The sequence below is a fragment of the Novosphingobium sp. genome (assembly GCF_030696665.1).
In the GTDB taxonomy this organism is placed as follows: domain Bacteria; phylum Pseudomonadota; class Alphaproteobacteria; order Sphingomonadales; family Sphingomonadaceae; genus Novosphingobium.
In genome coordinates this window covers 1-16852 of record NZ_JAUYRV010000041.1, presented here as the reverse complement: position 1 = coordinate 16852, position 16852 = coordinate 1, and the positions used below count along the sequence as shown (strand labels likewise).

General features: G+C 59.2%; 16 protein-coding genes. 10 read left to right on the top strand and 6 right to left on the bottom strand.

Annotation, left to right across the window (positions count from 1 at the left end):
* Positions 1-58: 58 nt before the first annotated feature.
* On the top strand, positions 59-1000 hold the full coding sequence (locus Q8R81_RS11615) for a DUF808 domain-containing protein (RefSeq protein ID WP_305617989.1): 942 nt from the start codon (positions 59-61) through the stop codon (positions 998-1000).
* Between the two features lie 46 nt (positions 1001-1046).
* On the opposite strand, the gene Q8R81_RS11610 is transcribed toward Q8R81_RS11615, so the two are convergent.
* Entirely contained in the window at positions 1047-1415 is a 369-nt protein-coding gene (locus Q8R81_RS11610) for a PilZ domain-containing protein (protein WP_305617986.1), read from the bottom strand.
* 214 nt (positions 1416-1629) lie between these two features.
* Between Q8R81_RS11610 and Q8R81_RS11605 the strand changes: the two genes are divergently transcribed.
* A complete protein-coding gene (locus Q8R81_RS11605) occupies positions 1630-2160 on the top strand; it encodes a GNAT family N-acetyltransferase (protein WP_305617984.1) in 531 nt (176 codons plus the stop codon).
* Positions 2161-2255: 95 nt separating this feature from the next.
* Here Q8R81_RS11605 and Q8R81_RS11600 read toward each other — a convergent pair whose 3' ends face one another.
* Complete coding sequence (locus Q8R81_RS11600) at positions 2256-3698, bottom strand: glutamate ligase domain-containing protein (RefSeq protein ID WP_305617982.1); 1443 nt, start codon at positions 3696-3698, stop codon at positions 2256-2258.
* 86 nt (positions 3699-3784) lie between these two features.
* On the opposite strand from Q8R81_RS11600, the gene Q8R81_RS11595 reads away from it, so the two are divergent.
* From Q8R81_RS11595 to Q8R81_RS11570, 6 genes are all read left to right on the top strand, one after another.
* Positions 3785-4606, top strand: a complete 822-nt coding sequence (locus Q8R81_RS11595; RefSeq protein WP_305617980.1) for an LD-carboxypeptidase — start codon at positions 3785-3787, stop codon at positions 4604-4606.
* Between the two features lie 60 nt (positions 4607-4666).
* The gene (gene fabD / locus Q8R81_RS11590) at positions 4667-5602 is read left to right on the top strand and encodes an ACP S-malonyltransferase (RefSeq protein ID WP_305617978.1); all 936 of its coding nucleotides are present in this window, start codon (positions 4667-4669) and stop codon (positions 5600-5602) included.
* A gap of 4 nt (positions 5603-5606) precedes the next feature.
* Positions 5607-6383 carry a 3-oxoacyl-[acyl-carrier-protein] reductase gene (gene fabG / locus Q8R81_RS11585; protein ID WP_305617976.1) on the top strand — a complete coding sequence of 259 codons (777 nt, stop codon included), beginning with the start codon at positions 5607-5609 and terminating at the stop codon, positions 6381-6383.
* A 204-nt stretch (positions 6384-6587) separates the two neighbouring features.
* The gene (gene dnaN / locus Q8R81_RS11580) at positions 6588-7715 is read left to right on the top strand and encodes a DNA polymerase III subunit beta (protein ID WP_305617974.1); all 1128 of its coding nucleotides are present in this window, start codon (positions 6588-6590) and stop codon (positions 7713-7715) included.
* Between the two features lie 298 nt (positions 7716-8013).
* Entirely contained in the window at positions 8014-9348 is a 1335-nt protein-coding gene (locus Q8R81_RS11575; protein ID WP_305617972.1) for an IS5 family transposase, read from the top strand.
* Positions 9348-9527, top strand: coding sequence for a DUF559 domain-containing protein (locus tag Q8R81_RS11570; RefSeq protein WP_305617970.1), 180 nt, complete (start codon positions 9348-9350; stop codon positions 9525-9527). Before Q8R81_RS11575 ends, Q8R81_RS11570 begins: the two co-directional genes overlap by 1 nt.
* A gap of 523 nt (positions 9528-10050) precedes the next feature.
* Here Q8R81_RS11570 and Q8R81_RS11560 read toward each other — a convergent pair.
* Entirely contained in the window at positions 10051-11616 is a 1566-nt protein-coding gene (locus tag Q8R81_RS11560) for an anti-phage dCTP deaminase (protein ID WP_305617967.1), read from the bottom strand.
* 74 nt (positions 11617-11690) lie between these two features.
* A complete protein-coding gene (locus Q8R81_RS11555) occupies positions 11691-12746 on the bottom strand; it encodes a ribonucleotide-diphosphate reductase subunit beta (protein WP_305617964.1) in 1056 nt (351 codons plus the stop codon).
* 274 nt (positions 12747-13020) lie between these two features.
* Between Q8R81_RS11555 and Q8R81_RS11550 the strand changes: the two genes are divergently transcribed.
* Positions 13021-13290: a DUF2171 domain-containing protein gene (locus Q8R81_RS11550; RefSeq protein WP_305617962.1), complete on the top strand. Its 270-nt coding sequence runs from the start codon at positions 13021-13023 to the stop codon at positions 13288-13290.
* 173 nt (positions 13291-13463) lie between these two features.
* On the opposite strand, the gene Q8R81_RS11545 is transcribed toward Q8R81_RS11550, so the two are convergent.
* Both Q8R81_RS11545 and Q8R81_RS11540 read right to left on the bottom strand, forming a co-directional pair.
* Positions 13464-13940 (bottom strand): PepSY domain-containing protein, encoded by a 477-nt coding sequence (locus Q8R81_RS11545; protein ID WP_305617960.1) that lies wholly within the window; start codon positions 13938-13940, stop codon positions 13464-13466.
* A 125-nt stretch (positions 13941-14065) separates the two neighbouring features.
* Positions 14066-16069: a ribonucleoside-diphosphate reductase subunit alpha gene (locus Q8R81_RS11540; protein ID WP_305617958.1), complete on the bottom strand. Its 2004-nt coding sequence runs from the start codon at positions 16067-16069 to the stop codon at positions 14066-14068.
* Positions 16070-16566: 497 nt separating this feature from the next.
* Between Q8R81_RS11540 and Q8R81_RS11535 the strand changes: the two genes are divergently transcribed.
* On the top strand, positions 16567-16815 hold the full coding sequence (locus tag Q8R81_RS11535; RefSeq protein ID WP_305617956.1) for a GlsB/YeaQ/YmgE family stress response membrane protein: 249 nt from the start codon (positions 16567-16569) through the stop codon (positions 16813-16815).
* Positions 16816-16852: the final 37 nt, after the last annotated feature.

Genomic DNA, 16852 nt, shown 5'->3' with positions numbered 1-16852 from the left:
GTCGGTTCCCGCAAATCGGCTGCCTGAACGCGAACACCTTCAAGGATTTCCCCACCCCATGCCTACCGGTCTTGTCGCCCTGCTTGACGACGTGTCCATCATTGCCCGCGCCGCTGCTGCATCGCTGGACGATGTCAGCGCGGCTGCCGCCAAGGCCGGGTCCAAGGCCGCAGGCGTGGTGATCGATGATGCGGCGGTGACGCCGTCTTACGTCACCGATTTCACCCCTGATCGCGAATTGCCGGTGATCTGGAGGATTGCCCGGGGCAGCTTTTTCAACAAGCTGGTGATTCTCTTGCCCGCTGCGCTCCTGCTCAGTGCGTTCCTGCCCGCTGCGATTACGCCGATCCTGATGGCGGGCGGCCTGTTCCTGTGCTTCGAGGGCGCGGAAAAGGTGATGGAAAAGCTGGGTGGGGAAAAGCACGGCGAGACGCTGGCGGATCAGCCGACCGACCTTGCGGCATTCGAAGAACAGCGGGTTTCGGGCGCGGTGCGCACCGATCTGATCCTGTCAGCCGAGATCATGGCGATCACCCTTTCTGACCTGACGGAGCAAAGCATTTTCCAGCAGGGCGTCATTCTTGCCATTGTAGGCATTGCCATCACAGTGCTGGTTTACGGCGCAGTCGGATTTATCGTCAAGATGGACGATATCGGCCTTCATCTTGCCGAAAAGCAATCTTCGTTGGCGCGCGCAACGGGCGCGATGTTGCTCAAGGCGATGCCGATATTGCTGACAGTTCTCGCCACGGTTGGAACGCTAGCGATGCTGTGGGTCGGCGGCCAAATCATCCTGCATGGCAGCGAACAATTGGGTCTACATGGCCCGGCAGAAATGGCCCATGCCGCCCAACATGCAGTTGAAGCCGCCGCTGGGCCGCTGGGTGGTGTGTTGGGCTGGCTGACTTACGCCGTGATCTCGGCGATCGTCGGACTGGTGCTTGGTGCCATCGTCGCGTCGGTTGTCCACGTCGTCGCCAAAGCGCGCGGCAAGCACTGAAGGGCTGCCGCGCGTCTGGAATCGCTTGCCGGGAACGGCGGTCGGCTCAGGCGGCGTGGCGGATTGGATGGGCCTTGGGCGCTGCGGCCTCGCGGTATTGCTTGATCGCAAATTCGCTGACGATGCTGTCGAACACGTCATCATGCAGCGGTCGTTCGAATTCCAGTCCGCTAACGCGGTCGCGGCTCCACACCACGAAGGCCAGCTTTGGCTGAAGCCCGGGCAGCATCAGGCTGATCGGCTCATCGATGCGCAGCTTTTGAAGGCCCTCAATGCGCGCGCCATATTGGTTGAGGTCTTTAAGGATGACCGTTGACCGGTCGGTGCCGTGTTTGCAGCGGACAGGAAGCTCGATTCCCACACGCGCGGCGCGGCGTTTGGCGTCAAAGTCATCGCGTTCAGTATCCAGCCACATGGCAAATCCTCCACTTGCGTTAACCACAAGCCTTAGGACGGTTTAACCGGCAAAAGTTTCAGGGGGCCTAATGGCGCGCGCACAGAAAAAGGTGCGATTTGCGCACTTGGCATTGCCTGTTTTGCATTTGCGCTACTTGCGCTGGATCAACGTGGCCAATGCAAACGCCGCTAGAACGCTTGTCGGAACACCATCCTTCCGAGGAGACGCTAAGATGACAGCTGCTACACTTGCCGAACTGGCGCAGCTTCGCCAGTTCACCACGCGTGACGGGGTGCTGCTGGATGTGCGGCCTGCATATGCCGAAGACGAGGCCTTGCTTGAGGATTTTTTCGACAAGGTCAGCCCGGAAGACCGGCGTTTCCGCTTCCTTGCCGCCAGCCGGCATGTCGGCCACGGCCAGCTCGTCCCGCTGATCCATGTCGATCATTGGCGTACCGAAAGCTTCCTGGCGTTCGAACGCCAGACCGGCGCGCTTGTGGCATCGGCCATGCTGGCATGCGATGCAAAGATGGACACCGGCGAAATCGCGGTGTCGATCCGTTGCGATTTTCGTGGACGCGGCGTGGGCTGGACCATGCTCGATCTGATCTCGCAGGAAGCGCGCAGGCGCGGCCTCAAGCGGGTGATCTCGATTGAGGACCGCGACAATCACGCGGCGATCGAATTGGAGCGTGAGCGGGGCTTTGTCGCACATGGAATGGACGGCGACGCGAATCTTGTGATGCTCGAAAAGGTGTTCTGAACAAGGATAGGATCGATCGCCCTCGGGTCGCCCCTTCGGAGGAAGGGCCGGGGGGGAAGGCCGGGTCGCGGGGGCGCGCGGCCCGGCCTTTCGCTTTACAGACGCTGCAGGATTTCGCGGGCGAAGAGCGAGAGTGTGTCGTCACGCGCGCCCATCACCACTACCCGGTCGCCGGGGCGGGACATCTCGACGATGCGGTCCGCGCAGACGGCGCGTTCGGGAATGTACTCGGCGTTGCCGCCATGCTTGCGGATTAGGCTGACGATGCGTTCAGAGCCGACCGAGCGATCAACCGTGCCACCGAAATAGACCGGATCGCACAGAATCGTCACGTCATTGGCGTCGAGCCGCGTTGCCATGACTTCGGCCAGTTCATGCCCCATCTGGCGCAGCGGACCATAACCATGCGGCTGGAAGAATGCGATAACGCGGCCGGGATGGGCCTTGAGGGTCGCCAGCGTCGCCGCGACTTTTTCGGGGTTGTGGCCGAAATCGTCGATCACAGTAACGCCTGATGCCGATGTGCCGACAACGTCGAAGCGGCGCGCAAGACCCGCAAAGCCGCCAAGGTGGCGCACCGCGTCGTCCAGCGCCACGCCTGCCGCTGCTGCTGCGGCAAGCGCAGCCAGGGCATTGGCAAGGTTGTGTCGCCCCGGGACGCCGAGGCCCAGCGGGTAGACCGCGCCGCTTCGCCGGTCGATCACGTGTGCGGATATTGAAGTGGGGCCTTCGGTGATGGAGCCTTCCTCAACCGAAATCTGTGCTTTTGCGCCAAAGCCGAAGGTCAACGCGCTCTTCGTCCTGTCGATCAGCCCCATGCTCTCGGCATCATCGGCGTTGACCACCGCCGTTCCGGCGCGGGCGAGGAAATTGCCAAACAGATCGCGCAGTTCCTCAAGGCTCTTGTGATCCAAGCTGACGTTGTTGAGCACGGCCACGGCGGGGTTGTAGAGCGCGATGGAGCCGTCGCTTTCGTCAACCTCGGAAACGAACACCTCGCCGCTGCCCACGCGTGCCGAAGCAAACGGTGCGTCTTCGGCAACGAAGTTTTTCATCACCGCGCCGTTCATGATCGTGGGGTCGCGTCCTGCCTCGGTCATGATCCAGCCGATCATGCCGGTGACGGTGGATTTCCCGCTGGTGCCGCCCACCGCAACGCCCTGTGGCGCTGCATTGAACAGGGCCGAGAGCAGTTCGGCTCGGCTCATCCGCGTGCAGCCCAGCGCCTTTGCGCGCACCATTTCCGGCACGGTATCTTCCACTGCGGCAGAGGCAACCAGCACTTGTCGGGCAGACGTGATCCCTGAACCATCCTGCGCAAACATCTTGAAGCCAAGGCTTTCCAGCCATGCAAACTTTTCCGGCGTGCGCCCCTGATCGCGGCTGCGGTCAGATCCGGCGACACTTGCGCCCATGCCGCGCAGGATCAGCGCCAGCGGCAGCATCCCCGATCCGCCGATGCCGCAAAAGAACCATTCGCGGCTGGCAAGATTGGCGGGGGTGAGGGCAGCGGGGGCGAGAGGCTTGTCGTCGGTCATCCCCTTCCGGTATGCGCCCGCGCCGCCGGTGACAACCTTCGGATTGCCGCTTTCACCCGATGGGCGAAACGGGCTAGGGAAGGGGCGTGACCAGACGCATCGCCATCTGTGCCCCTTCCACGCCCTTTACGCGCGAAGATGCAGCGCGCGTTACGGCGTTGACCCAAGCGGAATACCCGCAGCTGGACCTCTATTTTCACGATCAGTGTTTTGCCAGCGAGGGCCATTTTGCTGGGCCTGATGCCCTGCGCCTTTCCGCTTTTGTGGAATGTGCCAACGATCCTGCTTTTGACGCGGTGTGGTTCGTGCGCGGCGGCTATGGCGCAAACCGGATTGCGATGGATGCAATCCGGCTGCTTTCGCCGGTGGCCTACGACAAACAGTATCTCGGTTATTCCGACGCCGGCACACTGCTTGCTGCGCTTTATCGTGCGCGCATCGGGCAACAGGTGCACGCGCCCATGCCGACCGATATTCGCCGCGCGGGCGGTGAAGCTGCCGTGCTGCGCACGCTGGGGTGGCTGGCCGGTTCGCGTGAGGGGCTTGAGCCTTCGCTGGTTGAGGGCACGCCGGCAGTGGCTTTAAACCTGATGACTCTCGCCATGCTGTGCGGGACGCCGCTGATGCCCGATCTTGCCGGGCATGTGGTGATGATCGAGGAAGTGGCCGAGTATCACTATGCCGTCGACCGCCTGTTGTTCCACGTTACCAACAACCTGGCCTCAGTCGGCATTGCGGGGCTTAGGTTGGGCAGAGTGAGTGATGTCCCGGAAAATGACCGTCCGTTCGGGTGCGAGGCAGTGACCATGATGCGCCACTGGTGTGCGCAGACCGGTATCGCATATCTTGGCGCGGCTGGCATTGGCCACGACGTTGACAACAGGATCGTGCCGTTCGGTCTTGCCTGAACGCCACCACCGGAATAGGGCGCGCCACCGTCTATGACGCCCGCACAGCAGGAGAGTGAGATGCGAGCTTTCGTTTTTCCGGGGCAGGGCAGCCAGAAGGTTGGCATGGGCCTCGAACTTGCCGAAGCCAGCGCTGCTGCGCGCGAAGTGTTCGAGGAAGTGGACGAGGCACTGGGCCAGAAGCTCTTCCAGATCATGAAGGAAGGCCCGGAAGACGTTCTGACGCTTACCGAAAATGCCCAGCCCGCGATTATGGCCAACGCCATCGCCGTGCTGCGCGTGCTTGAGCGCGAAGGCGGCTTTACGCTGGCCGAAAAGGCGGACTTTGTCGCCGGGCACAGCCTTGGCGAATATACCGCGCTATGTGCGGCGGGCGCGTTTAGCCTTGCCGATACAGCGCGCCTGCTGAAGCTGCGTGGCCAGGCCATGCAGGCTGCCGTGCCGGTGGGCATTGGCGCCATGTGCGCGTTGCTCGGGGCGGACATCGAAAAAGCAACTGCACTTGCCGATGCCGCTGCAGAGGGCGAAGTTTGCACCGTCGCAAACGACAATGACCCCACGCAGGTTGTGCTCTCGGGCCACAAGGCGGCGATTGAGCGCGCGGTGGCGATGGTCAAGGATCACGGGATCAAGCGCGGCATTCTCTTGCCTGTCTCCGCACCGTTCCATTGCCCGCTGATGCAGCCTGCTGCCGATGCGATGGCCGAAGCGTTTGAGAAGACTCCGCCCGGCCCCTTGCGCGTGGCGCTCTTTGCCAACGTGACCGCCTCAGTTGTCACCGATCCTGCTGAAGTAAAGCGCCTACTGGTGGAGCAGGTTACGGGCCGGGTCCGTTGGCGCGAGAGCGCTGCTGCCATGAAGGAAGCAGGCGTCGAACGCTTCGTCGAGCTTGGCGGCAAAGTCCTTGCCCCCATGATTACCCGCTCTGCCACCGATGTTTCCGTGACCAGCGTCATCGGCATGGCCGATATCGAAGCCATTCTGAAGGAGCTTTGACCCGATGGAAAACCGTCTTTTCGACCTCACCGGCATGACTGCCCTTGTTACTGGCGCTGCTGGCGGCATCGGTTCGGCCATCTGCCATGCGCTGGCACAACAGGGCGCGCGGCTGGCGCTTTCGGGCACCAATCCGGCCAAGCTGCGCAGCTTTCGCGAGGAACTGAACGACACGTACGGCGCTAGAGATAATGGGGATCATGTCGAGATCACGTGCGACCTTTCGAACACCGAGCAGGTTGAGCATCTTGTGCCCGCCGCGATGGATACGCTGGGCAAGCTCGATATCCTTGTGAACAACGCCGGGATCACGCGCGATAACCTCGCCATGCGGATGAAGGATGATGAGTGGGACGCGGTGATCCGGGTGAACCTTGAAGCCGCGTTCCGTCTGATGCGCGCTGCGACCAAGCCGATGATGAAGGCGCGGTTCGGGCGTATCGTCAGCGTCACCAGTGTGGTCGGCGCAACCGGCAATCCGGGACAAATCAATTATGCCGCTGCAAAGGCCGGCCTTGTCGGCATGTCGAAGTCGCTGGGGCAAGAACTGGCCACGCGCGGCGTCACGGTCAATTGCGTAGCCCCCGGCTTCATCCGCACTGCGATGACCGATGTTCTACCCGATGCGCAGAAGGACGCGCTGAACGCGCGCATCCCGATGGGCCGCATGGGTGAAGGATCCGACATCGGCGCGGCGGTGGCCTATCTCGCTTCGAAGGAGGCGGGCTACGTCACCGGGCAGACGCTGCACGTCAATGGCGGCATGGCCATGATGTCGTAATGGGCTGTCTTCACGGGCTGAAAGGCTGAATCCGCCGGTTTTATCCCCAACTTAGGCCGCATCGGTGGGAGCGGCGCTTGCCGAGTCCGGTCCCTGCGTTAAGACAGGTGGTCCGAACGAAGTGCCGGGGATGCGATTCCCCGGTTCAGCCAAATTCACGGGGGCTGGGCAAACGCCCGCTGTCCCGGGGGGATCGAGACGAGAATGAAGGCGACGATTGAACGCGCAACACTGCTGCGCTGCCTGTCCCACGTCCAGTCGGTGGTCGAACGCCGCAACACGATTCCGATTCTGTCGAACGTGCTGATTGAGGCGTCTTCCGATAACCGGGTCCGCCTGATGGCGACCGACCTTGATCTGCAGGTCATTGAATCAATGGCTGCGGTTTCGGTCGAAGGTGCAGGTGCGATTACTGTTTCGGCGCACCTCCTGTTCGACATTGCGCGCAAGTTGCCTGATGGTTCGCAGGTCAGCCTTGAAACGACTGACAATCGCATGGTCGTGAAGGCTGGGCGCAGCCGTTTCCAGTTGCCCACCCTGCCGCGTGACGATTTCCCGGTGATCGTCGAAGGGGATTTACCCACCAGCTTCGAAGTGCCCGCGCGCACGTTGGCCGAACTGATTGACCGCACGCGCTTTGCGATCTCCACCGAAGAGACCCGCTATTACCTTAACGGCATCTTCCTGCATGTATCAGACGAAGCGACGCCGGTGCTCAAGGCCGCTGCCACCGATGGCCACCGTCTTGCCCGCTTCACCATCGCCCGCCCCGAAGGCGCAGAGGGCATGCCCGATGTGATCGTACCGCGCAAATGTGTGGGTGAACTGCGCAAGTTGCTCGAAGAAGTGCTGGATACTGCGGTGCTTGTCGATCTTTCGGCCAGCAAGGTGCGCTTCACCTTGGGCGGTGAGAACGGCGTTGTGTTGACCAGCAAGCTGATCGACGGCACGTTCCCCGATTACAGCCGCGTTATTCCTACCGGCAATGACAAACTGCTGAAGCTCGATCCGCGCTCCTTCTTCGAAGGTGTGGACCGCGTGGCCACGATTGCCACCGAAAAGACTCGCGCGGTCAAGATGGCGCTCGACAATGATCGCGTGACGCTTTCGGTGACCAGCCCGGACAACGGTACTGCGGCAGAAGAACTGGCCGCAAGTTACAGCGCTGCCGGGTTCGAAATCGGCTTCAACGCCAATTACCTCAAGGACATTCTCAGCCAGATCGATGGTGACACGGTGGAACTGCATCTTGCCGATGCCGGGGCTCCGACGCTGATCCGCAAGGATGACAAGAGCCCGGCGCTCTATGTCCTGATGCCGATGCGCGTTTAGGGAATTTGCAAAGGTCCGGGTTTTCAATACTTTGGGCGCGGCCCCGTTTGTTAACAGCATTCAGTTCGTGCTGTCAGTAAGCCCACTCTGGACATAATTACCGTATCTGGTCACCCGTGAAGAACGCTGAAGCCGGCAGGAATGCGTGGGTTTTGGCGGATTTGAAGTAATCGTATTTGCAAGGTTTCGAGCGAATTCGGGGAAAAAGCTTGCGATTTTGCACGCCCGCGCACGTAGGGGCTTCCTCAGCAAACTGGGCTGTGATTCAGTGCGCTGGTCGACACGATGAGGTTTGCCGATGCCGCCGAAGAAGCCAGCGCCGCGCAGTGACGAGTTGTTCCGCAGCCAGCTCGACAACATGATCGATATGGGGCACGCTCTGGTGAAGCTGGCTCGGCTGATCGACTGGTCAAGGTTCGATGAAGCGTTTGGTCGGTTCTATCATGAGAAGGGCCGTCCTGGCCTGTCGACCCGGCTGATGGCGGGCCTGCACCTGCTCAAGCACATGGAGGGTCTGTCAGACGAGGCAGTCTGTGCCCGCTGGGTTGAGAACCCGTATTTCCAGTATTTCTGCGGCGAGCAGTACTTCCGCCACAAATTGCCGCTTGATCGCTCGTCGATGACCCGCTGGCGCGGGCGGATCGGTGCTGACAAGCTTGAGCTTTTGCTGGCCGAGACGCTGCGGATTGCAATGGAAACACGGGCGATGCCGCCGCAGGCTTGCGAGCGGGTGACGGTGGATACGACGGTCCAGACCAAGGCGGTTGCCCATCCCACCGACAGTCATCTGCTGATGCGTGGCATCGAGTGGCTGAACCGTTTGGCCAGGAAGCACGGGCTCAAGTTGCGGCAGTCATTCCTGCGCGTTGGACGCCAGGCCCGGCGTGATATCTCGCGGCTGATCCACGGTCGTGGACACAAACAGGCGATGCGCTGGGTTCGGAAACTGCGCACCTGGCTTGGTAGGCTTGATCGCGACATCGGGCGCAAGATTGCCGGCAATGAAGAACTCGAGGCTGCCTTTGCCGTGGCGCGCGAGCGGGTGGCAAAGATCCTGACTCAGAAGGCGGACAGCACCGACAAGCTCTACGCGCTGCACGCGCCCGAGGTGGAATGCATCGCCAAGGGCAAGGCGAGAACGCGATACGAGTTCGGGGTAAAGACCTCCATTGCGGTCACCAACGCGCGGACCGCAGGCGGCCAGTTCATCGTCGGCATGCAAGCGCTGCCTGGCAACCCCTATGACGGCCACACGCTCTCCGGGCAGATCGAGCAGGTCGAGCGCCTGACCGGTGTCACCGTCGAGCGGGCCTATGTCGACCGGGGCTACAAGGGGCACAAGCACGGCGGAAAGGCCAAGATCTACATCGCCCACACCCGCGGTATCGCCTCACCTACGATCAAGCGCGAGCTGCGGCGACGCAATGCCATCGAGCCGATTATCGGCCACACCAAATCTGATGGCTTGCTCGAACGAAATCACCTGGCCGGCGCCACTGGTGATGCCATCAACGCCATCCTGGTTGCCGCCGGACATAACCTGAGGCTGCTCGTCGCATGGCTGAACGCGCTTTTGCGCGTCCTGCTCACGGCATGCCTTCCGGCTGCGCACCGTGAAATCGTCCAAGCCTGATGACCCAAGGGCAGCTCACCGGTCCAACTCATCCCAGCCCAGATCACAAATCGCGTTCTTCACGGCCGACTGGCTACAAAGTGCTGCGCTTCAGCAACACCGACGTGCGCGAAAATGTGGAAGGCGTGGTCACCACGATCCGCCTGACGGTGGAAACAGCGCGCCAATGCTTCGGCTGACGCCGAATGCCCACCCCCAACCCCTCCCGCCTGCGGGAGGGGGGAAAGAAAGCCAATGCGCCAACCTGTCCCCCTCTTCTCCCCTCCCGCAGGCGGGAGGGGCCGGGGGTGGGCACTTTCAAATGCGCGCAGTGCCCACGAAGTCCAACACAAATCCGAAAAGGCCCTGGGCGACAAGGCCACCGCCCAAGAGACCGACAAATACGGCCGCACACTCCGCACGATCACCCGAGGCGGCGAAAGCCTCGGCGCGGTATTGGTGGCTGAGGGGCTAGCGGAGGAAGGGAAGGCCTGTCGCAGCGGGTGGTGCTAATTGTTGCAACTATTTTTTCTATAAAACACTTTGATGCGGCACGCCCGTAATCACCAAACAGCGCATTTATATAAATAAAAAGATTAGGCCTCCAAACTCTATTTGGGCGGTTTATTACCTTTTCCAAAACTATAATTTGAGCCTTTATCAATGACCCTTATGTATTCTTTAGTGTAGCTTGCACGAACCTGCTCACTATAATGTGAAACTTCATCCCGATCTTTCCGAATTTGGTTCCACAGGCGTGATTCCTGCATGATTCTCTGCCTCTACCGCTACCGGCGTGCCGGTGTTGTCCCCTGTCTCGCCACAATGAATCATTTCGACGATGGTTGCAATCTGGCTTGCGACGAATGTTTCAAATTGTGGGCGAACAATCTCGGTGACCGCTCCAATCGGCATGGCTTGCTCGGGTAACCAACTCGCGATTGCTTCGTACGAGTCTTTACGTTTGCGATATGCGAATACGCGTTGGTAGAGCGTTGGTGATATCCCCCTGAACGACCGGAAAGAGATTTTTCCGGAGCCATCAGTTGCATCTGCCTCGGACGCGATTTCTCGGTGGTAAAGTGAAGTAGTTAGACTTTTTGGGTATGGCTCTATATAAATAACTTCATTAATTCCAGACGAAATAATATGCCTTGCACAAAGATGGCAAGGAAATGTCGTACAATAGAGTTTCGTATTTGCCAGAGGTCTTCCGATTTGCGCAGCCTGAGTTATAGCCTGCATCTCAGCGTGCACAACGCGGCTAAACTCGATCAGATTTCTGAATCGAGCATTTTCCATATCCTTTTTGTGCTCTCCATGTAGCAGATTATCTGCTATTTTACTTAAATCTTGATCTTCTGATATGTAGCCCGTGGATTTTAGTATCCCTAGAAATTCCGACACGGACCTTTTAACTTCATTAAAATTTGGATCATGCTTTTCTTCTTTATCACGATTATCGCCAATGCTTCCTGTTCGGCCTTCAAAATAGAACCCGCCCCCAGGATATGGCACTTCATTACAGCCAGTGGCAATAATATTACCCATAAAATCAGATATTACAGCTCCAACTTGTCGAGATAAATCACATGACCTCAAAGCTGTCGCTTTCGCAACAAACATCATGTACTCATCAAGGGTCGGAGTAATAAATGGGTCTTGAAATACAAGTCGAATAAAACGCTTTATGTCTTCAACACATGATCCATTCTCAACGAAGAAATCACCTTTCGGAAATGTGTCGCGAACGCTTTGTCCAGTTTGATCTTCACCAGCTTGGTCAAAATTTATAAGATGTTCCGCTTCGTCGAAATGAATATCTGAAATAGCTTCTTTCCGAGATCGTGCAATTTTATTCGCTAAAAATTGACTGCGATCTTCTTTAGGGGCGTTAATTGAGATCGTATAAAAATTACGTCCATAAATTTGATCAAGGATGTCAATTTCTTTAGGATTTTTGAGAGAGTCAATAATGAAAGCAGTCGATGTTGTATGTTCTCCCTCTCTTTCAGCGCGGAGTGCGGAAACAATCAAAGATGCTACACCCGAACCTTCATCAGAATACTTTCTAATATTATCGCCAGCCTGCATAAATGTTCGCATACGAACAAATTCGTCTGTTATCGGCTCAATTTGAAGGGCCTCGCCTATAGCTTTGCTTACTTTTATATCTTTACATTTATAATGTACGATCGATAATTGAGCTGTAAGTTGCTGCTTAATTTCCGATAAATCAGTGCCCGCTGGGCAAATCAGGCCAATTACTAAGTTAGGTTTATCTTCCATACTTTATACCCCCGGGAGCGCGAGGGGACACACCCCTCGCATCAATCCCTTACATTTGTAACTCACCCCTTACCTCACTCCGCCGCAATCCCGGTCCCGCCAAACATATCCACCTCAACCTCAGTCGGCAGTTCCACATTCGCTGCCGACTTCGCGCTGCGGCGCTTGTCGAAGCTGCTCCATACGGTGTTCCAGTCGCCCTTGGTGGCGCCCTTGGAATATTCGGTGGCGCGGGTTTCGAAGAAGTTGGCGTGTTCCACGCCGTTCAGCAGCGGGGCGAGCCACGGCAGTGGGTGGTCTTCGATCATGTAGATCGGCTGGAAGCCCAGCTGGCCCAGACGCCAGTCGGCGATGAAGCGGATGTAGCGCTTGATTTCCTTGGCGCTCATCCCCGGCACCGGGCCTTGTTCAAACGCAAGGTCGATGAACGCATCTTCCAGCCGCACGGTCTTCTGGCAGCAGTCGATGATGTCTTCCTTCACCGCCTTGGTCAGGCAGCCGCGTTCCTGCACGAAGGTGTGGAACAGCTTGATGATGCCTTCGCAGTGCAGCGTTTCATCACGGACAGACCATGTGACGATCTGGCCCATGCCCTTCATCTTGTTGAAGCGCGGGAAGTTCATCAGCATGGCGAAGCTGGCAAACAGCTGCAGCCCTTCGGTGAAGCCGCCGAACATGGCGAGTGTGCGGGCGATGTCTTCATCGTTGTCGACGCCGAAGGTCTGCAGGTAATCGTGCTTGGCCTTCAGCTCCTCGTATTCGAGGAACATGCCATATTCGCTCTCGGGCATGCCGATGGTGTCAAGCAGGTGGCTGTAGGCCGCAATGTGGATCGTTTCCATGTTGGAGAACGATGCGAGCATCATCTTGATTTCGGTCGGCTTGAACACGCGGCCATACTGTTCGTGGTAGCAGTTCTGCACTTCCACATCGGCCTGCGTGAAGAAGCGGAAAATCTGCGTCAGCAGGTTGCGCTCATGCTCGGAAATCTTCTGCGCCCAATCGCGGCAATCCTCGCCCAGCGGCACCTCTTCGGGCATCCAGTGAACCTGCTGCTGACGCTTCCAGAATTCATAGGCCCACGGATATTCGAAGGGCTTGTAGGTGTTGCGGGCTTCAAGAAGGGGCATGGGCGGTATCCTGTACTGATTTGCGTCAATGTAAGGTGTGGCGGCGCGCGGCGAAAGGACGCGGGGGGCCTTGGCCGGGGATAGTGTTGGGGTTTTCCACCGAAGGGAATCGTGTGCTTTGGGGCAGTCGCTTTCGCACTGGCGCGAGGGACGTTCGCACTGGCGTGACAGGACTGCTGCAGGCGGAACGGGCGGGGGCCGAGGCGGTTGTTCGAACAACGACGCAACCAGCAAGGCGAGCAGCAGAACCGCTTGCCTCTACAGGAGAAACATCATGGCCGAAGACAACCGCGATTGGTCCACCCAGATCCGCGAACACATGGAAGTGATCGGCGCAGACGGCACGCATGTCGGCACCGTCGACCACATGGACGGTGACCGCATCAAGCTCACCAAGAAGGACAATGATGCAGGTCATGAAGGCGGAACCCATTCGGGCCACCATCATTACCTGTCCAGCGGGCTGATTGCCGAAGTCGAGGGCGACAAGGTGCGCCTTTCGGCCAACGGCGATGTCGCTTGGGGCATGCTCGAAGAAAAATAGGCTTTGCAGGGTGGCGCGGCGTGTCCGTGGCTCCTTGCGGGGCTGCAGAAACGTCCCGCCCCCTTCGGGACCAGGCTGTGAACAACAGCCGGAAAGCGCCTCGCTGAAAAGCGGGGCGTTTTTCTGTGTCCGTAGGGTGCGCCCCTGACATCCGTCAGGGGCCGCACATAACTCTACTTCCAGAACCAGCCGGGCTTCAGGCTGCGATCCTTGCGGTTCTTCCACATCGTGAAGTACATCCACAGGCCCGAGATACTGAAGAACAGCAGCGCGAGGCCCGTCATCAGCGAGATCGCCGTGCCCACCGGGCCGAATTCCTCGCCCGAATGCAGGTGGTGGAACCAGCCGACCAGTGCTTTTACGCTGCCCTCGGGTGCTTTGGGGCGGCACATCAGCGTTTCGGGGCAAACAAAGCCCTGCGGCATTGGCGGCGGCCCTGCCGCTTCGCCTGCGGGCCAAAGTGCGGTCACATGGCTGGCGACGCCCGTAAAGGCCATCCACAGCATGAACACCCCGAAAAACACCGTGATCCATCGGTGCCACTTGCGCATAATCGATTCCTTCCGTTCCCGGCGAACAAGTCGCCCCCATTTGCGTCCCAGCCGGGATCGAGCCGGACGCGCGCATCTGCGCCGGAAGGACGGCAGCACGCAAGCCGCGAAATGTCGCGGGGTGTAACGACGGCGCAGCCTTCGGCAGCCGGTCTGACGTCTGGAGACGTATCGAGGCTGCCGGAAAAGGCATCGCTTGCGCGGGACGGACTACCGGCGTGCCATCACTGGCAGGCCAGACATTCCTCGTAGTCCGTCTCAGCCGCAGCGAGCGCCATCACCGGCGCGGCAGAGGTGTTGTCCGCCTCAACCCCGCCCGCAAAGCCCGCACGCTGCACGGACTTCGAACGCAGGTAATAGAGCGACTTGATGCCCTTTTCCCACGCCTGGAAGTGCAGCATCATCAGGTCCCACTTGTCCACGTCTGCCGGGATATAGAGGTTCAGCGACTGGGCCTGATCGATATAGGGCGTGCGGTCTGCCGCGAATTCGAGCAGCCAGCGCTGGTCGATCTCGAAGCTGGTCTTGTAGATCGCCTTTTCATCGGGGCTGAGGAAATCGAGGTGCTGGATCGATCCGCCATGTTCGAGGATCGTGTTCCACACATTGGTGGAATCCTTGCTCTTTTCCGCCAGCAGCTTCTGCAGGTACGGGTTCTTCACCACGAACGAGCCGGACAGCGTCTTGTGCGTGTAGATATTCGCCGGGATCGGCTCGATACAGGCAGACGTGCCGCCGCAGATGATGCTGATAGACGCGGTCGGCGCAATCGCCATCTTGCACGAAAAGCGCTGCATCACGCCCATGTCAGCCGCATCGGGGCACGGTCCGCGCTCCTGCGCCAGCATCAGCGATGCTTCGTCGGCCTTGGCGGCGACATGGCGGAACATCTTGAGGTTCCACGCCTTGGCCATTGCCGATTCAAACGCGATGCCCTTCATCTGCAGGAACGAATGGAAGCCCATTACGCCCATGCCGACGCTGCGTTCACGCGCGGCGGAATACTTGGCGCGGGCCATCTCATTCGGCGCGCGATCGATATAGTCCTGCAGCACGTTGTCGAGGAAGCGCAGCACGTCTTCAATGAACACCTTGTCGGCGTTCCATTCGTCCCACGTTTCAAGGTTCAACGATGACAGGCAGCACACCGCCGTGCGGTCATTGCCCAGATGGTCGCGCCCGGTTGGCAGGGTGATTTCCGAACAGAGGTTCGATGTCGAAACCTTCAGCCCCAGATCGCGGTGATGCTTGGGCATCATGCGGTTCACCGTGTCGCTGAACACGATGTACGGCTCACCCGTGGCAAGGCGGGTTTCGACCAGTTTCTGGAACAGCGAGCGCGCATCCACCGTGCTGCGGATCGACCCATCCTTGGGTGAACGCAAGTGATGTTCGCGGCCATCGCGCACCGCTTCCATGAACTCGTCGGTCAGCAGCACACCGTGGTGGAGATTCAGCGCCTTGCGGTTGAAGTCACCGCTCGGCTTACGGATTTCGAGGAACTCCTCGATCTCAGGGTGCGACACATCAAGATAGCACGCGGCCGAACCACGGCGCAGCGAACCTTGCGAAATCGCCAGCGTCAGGCTGTCCATCACGCGTACGAAAGGAATGATGCCGCTGGTCTTGCCGTTGAGGCCGACGCTTTCACCAATGCCGCGCACCTGCCCCCAATAGGTGCCGATGCCGCCGCCGCGTGATGCGAGCCAGACGTTCTCGTTCCAAGTGGCGACAATGCCTTCAAGGCTGTCATCAACCGAGTTCAGATAGCACGAGATCGGCAGGCCACGCCCGGTGCCGCCGTTCGAAAGCACCGGCGTTGCGGGCATGAACCACAGCTTCGAGATGTAGTCGTACAAACGCTGCGCATGGGCCTGATCGTCGGCATAGGCATCGGCCACGCGTGCGAACAGATCCTGATACTTCTCACCCGGCAACAGGTAACGGTCGTCCAGCGTATCCTTGCCGAAATCGGTCAGGCGCGCATCGCGGCTGTGGTCCGTCACGATGGTGAAGCGGCGCGGATTGACCGTCTTGGAATCGCTGACGGGCTGGGCGGCGACAGCGGCTGCCGCAACCGTGGCTGCCATCCCGGCAACCAGCGCATCGCTGCCCGCGTCTTTGGTATTCATATCCATTGCTTTCGCCTCACCGGTCGATGCCGGAGCGCCTGCAAGCGCCAATTCGTCCTGCGCAACCACGGAGCCGTCTCCAGTCCTGAAATCCACGTCGCAACCCCCGTTTCGCACCCGGACGCCAAAGGGCCGGGCGGTCGATCAAAATTCGAATCGAGCGTGCTGCCCGATCCTACAGGAGGCAGAACGAAAGTGGAACAACATTGTCCCGCAACCGCGTGCCCCCGAAATTCCCACATCATGGCCAAATTGCCGTTCGCGCAGACAACATGCTGCCAATGCGCGAAAAACACGCCCAAGCTCTCCAAACTAGGTTTAGAGGTTCCCCTGAAGCCCGACCACAACCCATAGTGCCTCAACCTGAATCTGACACAAGAGGGTAATGAACCTGTGTTGGACTCGTTTCGTCGCAAACCCGATTCGGTTCGTCGCTACAAAACCTATGCTGCAGTGCAGCGACGCGTGGGGAGAGCGGCACTGCAAGAGGGAAATGTCGCTCGTCGGATTATTTTTGGTCCGCATCAGCAAATTGTGGACAAGAACCGGTCAACCGGCACCATATCGTGTGTCCACAGGAATGGAGTGCATACGTGCTGAATCTCATCTCGATCGTGTTCACCGGATTGGTCGTCGGCGTCCTCGCAAGGTTCTTCTATCCCGGCGAAGTCGATCTGGGCCTGCTGAAGACGATCCTGCTTGGCGTGGGCGGCGCACTGGCGGCGGGCCTGTTCGCCAGTTGGCGCTCGGGCGGCAAATTCGGCGACGGCGTTAACCGCGCAGGCTGCCTGGCGTCCGTGATCGGTGCGATGCTGCTGATCTTTATCGGGCGGAGTCTGTAAGGCCCATTAAGGAGGCACCCCATCAGTTCGTGTCGAG

Bases quoted from the DNA above. Each gene is read 5' to 3' on its own strand.
- Q8R81_RS11550 (WP_305617962.1), top strand. From the start codon at position 13,021: ATGGCCGAAGACAACCGCGATTGGTCCACCCAGATCCGCGAACACATG.
- Q8R81_RS11615 (WP_305617989.1), top strand. From the start codon at position 59: ATGCCTACCGGTCTTGTCGCCCTGCTTGACGACGTGTCCATCATTGCC.
- Q8R81_RS11570 (WP_305617970.1), top strand. From the start codon at position 9,348: ATGACCCAAGGGCAGCTCACCGGTCCAACTCATCCCAGCCCAGATCAC.
- Q8R81_RS11610 (WP_305617986.1), bottom strand. From the start codon at position 1,415: ATGTGGCTGGATACTGAACGCGATGACTTTGACGCCAAACGCCGCGCC.
- Q8R81_RS11605 (WP_305617984.1), top strand. From the start codon at position 1,630: ATGACAGCTGCTACACTTGCCGAACTGGCGCAGCTTCGCCAGTTCACC.
- Q8R81_RS11560 (WP_305617967.1), bottom strand. From the start codon at position 11,616: ATGGAAGATAAACCTAACTTAGTAATTGGCCTGATTTGCCCAGCGGGC.
- Q8R81_RS11575 (WP_305617972.1), top strand. From the start codon at position 8,014: ATGCCGCCGAAGAAGCCAGCGCCGCGCAGTGACGAGTTGTTCCGCAGC.
- fabG (WP_305617976.1), top strand. From the start codon at position 5,607: ATGGAAAACCGTCTTTTCGACCTCACCGGCATGACTGCCCTTGTTACT.
- dnaN (WP_305617974.1), top strand. From the start codon at position 6,588: ATGAAGGCGACGATTGAACGCGCAACACTGCTGCGCTGCCTGTCCCAC.
- fabD (WP_305617978.1), top strand. From the start codon at position 4,667: ATGCGAGCTTTCGTTTTTCCGGGGCAGGGCAGCCAGAAGGTTGGCATG.
- Q8R81_RS11555 (WP_305617964.1), bottom strand. From the start codon at position 12,746: ATGCCCCTTCTTGAAGCCCGCAACACCTACAAGCCCTTCGAATATCCG.
- Q8R81_RS11600 (WP_305617982.1), bottom strand. From the start codon at position 3,698: ATGACCGACGACAAGCCTCTCGCCCCCGCTGCCCTCACCCCCGCCAAT.